This is a genomic window from Mesorhizobium sp. M4A.F.Ca.ET.090.04.2.1 (assembly GCF_003999085.1).
Classification (GTDB): domain Bacteria; phylum Pseudomonadota; class Alphaproteobacteria; order Rhizobiales; family Rhizobiaceae; genus Mesorhizobium.
Genome location: NZ_RZOT01000770.1, coordinates 1 through 1,890, shown reverse-complemented (window position 1 = coordinate 1,890; position 1,890 = coordinate 1). Strand labels below are relative to the sequence as shown.

At 64.7% G+C, this 1,890-nt stretch carries 1 protein-coding gene; it reads left to right on the top strand.

Annotated features, from left to right (window positions below; all coding sequences use genetic code 11):
* The coding region (locus tag EN781_RS31585; RefSeq protein WP_145965751.1) for an FAD-dependent oxidoreductase at positions 1-1,890 on the top strand (1,890 nt) is incomplete at both ends.

The window sequence follows — 1,890 nt, the reverse complement described above, 5'->3', positions numbered from 1 at the left end:
ATATCGGCTCGACGGCGCACGCGTCCGACTTCTGCTACACCACCAGTCACGACTTCCTGTCGTGCTGGACGACGCTCTATTCGATCGATTTCTACGAGAAGATGGGCCACTACGCCCGCATAGGCGGCCTCGAAGTCGCCCGCGTCGGCGACGACAGCCGCATGGCGGAGATCAAGCGCAAGATCGCTTCGGCCAAATCCTTCGGCACCCGGGCGCGCCTGATCGAGCCAGCCGAGATCAAGGAAAAGTTCCCGCTGATCGAAGAGAGTATGGTGCAGGGCGGCTTGTGGGATCCGGATGCCGGCCTCGTCATCCCGCGCTCGCAGACGGTCGCCGGCAAGCTCGTCGACCAGGGCGTCGCCTCAGGCAAGCTTCAGTCTTTCGCCAACACCTCGGCCAAGTCGCTGATCGTCGAGAACGGCCGCATCAAGGGCGTGGTGACCGAGCGCGGTACGATCATGGCCGACTATGTGGTCGTCTGCACCGGCATCTGGGGCCGTTTGACCGCGGCGCTGGTCGGCGAGGACCTGCCCGTCATGCCGATCGACCATCCGCTGACCTTCTTCGGCCCGTACAACGAGTTCGCCGGCACCGGCAAGGAAATCGGCTGGCCGCTGCTGCGCGACCAGGGCAACTCTGCCTACATGCGCGACACCGGCGACCCCAAGACCGCCGAGGGCGGACAGATCGAATGGGGCTACTACGAGGAGACCAATCCGCGCCTCTGCCATCCGCGCGACCTCCTGGAAAAGGACCAGGCGCGGCTGTCGCCCTCGCAGCGCGACCTCGACATGGAGCAGATCCTTGCGCCGCTCGAGCGCGCCATGGAGCTGACGCCGATCCTCGGCGAGCTTGGCTACAATGAGAGCCACTCCTTCAACGGCCTGCTGCAGGTGACGACCGATGGCGGCCCGTCGATGGGCGAAAGCCAGAAGGTGAGGGGCCTGTGGTACGCCGTCGCCATCTGGGTTAAGGACGGCCCCGGCATGGGCAAGCTCATCGCCGACTGGATGACCGACGGCCGCACCTCGATCGACCATCACGCCATCGATTATGCGCGCTTCTACCCGCACCAGACGCAGGAGCAGTTCATCTGGGATCGCTGCACCGAGACGGCGATGAAGGTCTACAATCCGGCGGTGCACCCGCGCGAGCCATTCTCCAAGGGTCGCGACATCAGGCGCTCGCCGTTCTGGGAGCGCGAGAAGGAGCTCGGCGGCTACTTCATGGAGCTGGGCGGCTGGGAGCGCGCCCACGGCTATGCCGCCAACGAGCACCTGCTGGAGAAATACGGCAACCGAGTGCCGGTGCGCGAGGACGAATGGGACAACCGCCATTTCTGGCGCGTCTCCAATGCCGAGCACCTCGCCATGAGCGAAGACTGCGGCATCGTCAATCTCTCGCATTTCTCGATGTATGACGTCGAAGGCCCCGACCATGTCGCGCTGCTGGAATGGCTGTGCGCGGCCAAGATCGGCGGCGACAACAACATCGGCAAGGGCATCTACACCCACTTCCTCGACGAGGAAGGCATGGTGCGCGCCGACTTCACCGTTATCCGCATGGCCGATCGCTGCCGGGTGATCGACGGCGCCGACGCCGGCCCGCGCGACTTCCGTTACATGCAGCGTACTGCGCAGGACAAAGGTTTTGATGTCACCGTCACCGACGTGACCGAGAAGTACGTCACCATCGGCATCTGGGGACCGAACGCGCGGGCGACCCTACAGAAGGTTGTCGAGAACCCCGAGGGCCTGACCCCGGAGAACTTCCCGTTCGCCGCGATCAAGCCGATCCGGATCGGCGGCAAGGATGTGACGGCTTTCCGCATCTCCTATGTCGGCGAGCAGGGCTGGGAGCTGCACATGCGCTACGAGGACGGCCTGGCCG